Annotated in this window: 3 protein-coding genes; all 3 read right to left on the bottom strand. The window is 32.5% G+C overall.

Annotated features, from left to right (window positions below; genetic code table 11):
• Positions 1–51 precede the first annotated feature (51 nt).
• Positions 52–522, bottom strand: a complete 471-nt coding sequence (locus tag QVO42_RS05465; protein ID WP_022425147.1) for an LURP-one-related/scramblase family protein — start codon at positions 520–522, stop codon at positions 52–54.
• Between the two features lie 14 nt (positions 523–536).
• Entirely contained in the window at positions 537–1,454 is a 918-nt protein-coding gene (locus tag QVO42_RS05460; protein WP_022425146.1) for a toprim domain-containing protein, read from the bottom strand.
• Between the two features lie 76 nt (positions 1,455–1,530).
• Complete coding sequence (locus QVO42_RS05455) at positions 1,531–2,889, bottom strand: sodium-dependent transporter (RefSeq protein ID WP_022425145.1); 1,359 nt, start codon at positions 2,887–2,889, stop codon at positions 1,531–1,533.
• Positions 2,890–3,208: the final 319 nt, after the last annotated feature.

The following is a 3,208-nucleotide window of genomic DNA, read 5'->3' as shown; positions in this document are numbered from 1 at the left end:
ACTTAAATTCTAGCATTATTAACTTAATGACATTGGCCTCGGCTTCTTTTTTTAGTTATTTGAGGCTGAACACTTTTCAGCATCTATTGCCAGTACAACAAGTAATGCATAAAGCGCATCCTGGCTATTATGAACATCAATGACATAGACATCTGTAAAATGAAATAATTCTTTTGATATAGTCGCAATTTCATAATAAGAATCACTTATAGTATAATTCCAGTTCATGAAATCTCCATTAATAGACCAGTCATTAAATTCTAAGACATATTTAGGAAATAAGCTGATTTTCTTTTGGAATGAACCGATATAATGATCATCTATGTAGATACTAAATCTTGGCATGAATGTCAATATTTCTTCTTTAATGGTTGCTAGACAATGACCTGACGCATCATATACATCTAATTTATGACCCCATGAAAGACGACTGCTTACTGTATAGACAACCTGATCATATTCATCATAGATGTCATAACTATCCATCAAACTAAAGATCTTTTGTTTTAATATAAGTTTCATATATCTCATCCTCTCTAGAATATAATTATATCATTTTCTTTATTCTTAATACTATAAACAAGATAATCATTCCAATCTTTATGCCTATAAGGATAGGCTACATCTATTTTGATATAGGGATAGTTCTCATTTAAAATATCAACGATTGTATGAACTGCCCCTCTTCCTGCTTGATCATTATCTAATCTTAATAGAACTCTTTCTATTGGTTGATGTTCTAAATGATAGAATAATGCACGATAATGAGAGACAGAATTAAGTGATAAATAATCATATTTCTTAAAGTTATTTGTAAGAGCCATTAGAGACATCATATCAATAATAGATTCAGTCACAATAAGTAGTGATGAGTTATGCGATATATAAAAACAATGGTTATAATCATTCCCTGCCTGCTCACGCATATAACGATTATTTATCACACTTCCCCTTTTACTTATGAATACTGGTTGACTCCCTTTATAAGATACAAAGACAAGATTATGATGCACTGCTTCCTGATAGAGATAATCATGATCAATAAAATAATCAATAATATTGAGACTAATGCCTCTTTCATATAAATAATAATAGACCTTCTTATTATTAATGTCTTTACGTGGTAAAACAAGTTTTCTCTCTTGTCTTTTAATCTTTTTAAATTCATGATGGGGATTCTTATACATTCTCATTTCCAGATAAAGAATCGTATAGATAAAAGAATGAAATTCTGGATTCTTTTCTAAACCCAATGTCTGGCATAATGTAATCGTGTCTCCCCCAAATCCTTTTGAATACCAATAGAATCTATTGATATTTACTCTGATTTTTAAAGAATCATGTTCCTCAAGATGATAGTAATTAGAACTCTCATAAACAAGAGTAAAGCCTAAATCTTCTACAAGAGAAAGCATACTATATTTCTTCACATGTTCTATACGGCTTTTTTTCATTGAGTGATCCTCCTCTATATAATATATTCCATATAATTTAGGAGAAATCACAAAAAAACAGTGGAATATCCACTGTTTAAACCAAGCTGCTGATAAATACGAATATGACCGCAATAGGTAATATAATTGTAAGATACCCCTGCATCCAGTTCTGGACCTTAGGACCATCCCCCATATTAGCTTCTGTTTGGTAATTCTTGAATCCCCATCCTAAGCGAGATGTACAGAATAATAAATAAACAAAAGACCCAAGTGGTAAGAGAAGATTACTTACGATAAAGTCTTCTAAATCTAATATTGTTGAACCACTGCCAAGAGGCTGCAAGAAGTCAAGGACATTAAATCCTAAAGCACAAGGTAATGAGAATACAGTAATAAGAATCAAATTAATGATTACTGATTTCTTTCTTGTGATGTTCCATAGTTCCATTGTACAGGCAATAATATTTTCAAATACTGCAATGACTGTAGATAATGATGCGAAAGCCATAAATAGGAAGAATAGAGCACCCCAAATTCTACCGCCTGTCATTGATAAAAAGACATTAGGTAAAGTAATAAAGATGAGACTTGGACCACTGTCAGGATTTACTCCAAATGAGAAACATGCTGGAAAGATGATAAGACCTGCCACAATAGCGACAAATGTATCTAACCCTGCAACATTCACTGCTTCCCCTAAAAGAGTTTTATCTTTCTTTAAATAGCTACCGAATATCGCCATTGAACCAATACCGATACTTAAAGTAAAGAAAGACTGGTTCATTGCCGCTACGATCACATTTAATAAGCCAATATGTTTGATTTTATTAAAGTCTGGATATAAATAGAATTTAACACCTGCCATCGCATTATCAAGTGTTAACCCATGTACTGCAAGAACTACAATGAGTCCAAGTAAGCCAATCATCATAACTTTTGTAATTCTTTCTACACCGTTCTGTAATCCCATTGAACATATTAACATACCAATAACAACAACTACTATCATCCAGAATACATTCTGAGATGGACTAGATAATACATTCTGGAAAACTGATGCAACCTGAGATGTTTTGACTCCTGTAAATCCACCAGTCAAGAACTTATAGAAATAGTTCAACATCCATCCTGATACTGTAGTATAGTAGATCATTAAACAGAAGTTACCTAATAATCCAACATAACCATGCAAATGCCATTTCTGTCCTGGTTTTTCTAAAGACTGATAAGCTTTAACTGGACTTTTTGCACTTGCACGTCCCACTGAGAATTCCATGCTTAGAATTGGAACACCAATAAGAAGCAAGAAAATCAAATAGAAGAAGACAAAGATTCCTCCACCATTTTGTCCTACAACATAAGGGAATCTCCATACATTTCCAATACCGATAGCACATCCTGCAGAAAGAAGCAGGAAGCCTATCCTTGATTTAAATTGTTCACGTTCTTTCATAATTTCACCCTTCTTTTAAACATACTGACTTATAATAACATATACAAAAAAATATGGAAATGTTTCACTCTCATATTTTACCCAATAATATGCCTTTTTATTTTAATATATATAATTTTTCCAATTACTCCTACCACCGTGCCTGATACAATCCCAAGTAATATTAGATATGAAAGATAATAGGTGAACTACCTCGACTTAATACTCCGTATTTAAAATCAAGGCTTCTAAGATGCTTATGCATCCATTTAAGAAGATTGATATTTAAGTCTCCTCCTATTGCTAGGCAATCCTTATTCTTATTGCGTGTCCACTTCGC

This window comes from Catenibacterium sp. CAG:290 (assembly GCF_000437715.1).
Classification (GTDB): Bacteria; Bacillota_I; Bacilli_A; order Erysipelotrichales; family Coprobacillaceae; genus Catenibacterium; species Catenibacterium mitsuoka_A.
This window is presented reverse-complemented; position numbering and strand designations above follow the sequence as displayed.

Excerpts from the sequence above, each read along its gene's own strand:
- QVO42_RS05465 (WP_022425147.1), bottom strand. The coding sequence starts at position 522 with ATGAAACTTATATTAAAACAAAAGATCTTTAGTTTGATGGATAGTTAT.
- QVO42_RS05460 (WP_022425146.1), bottom strand. The coding sequence starts at position 1,454 with ATGAAAAAAAGCCGTATAGAACATGTGAAGAAATATAGTATGCTTTCT.
- QVO42_RS05455 (WP_022425145.1), bottom strand. The coding sequence starts at position 2,889 with ATGAAAGAACGTGAACAATTTAAATCAAGGATAGGCTTCCTGCTTCTT.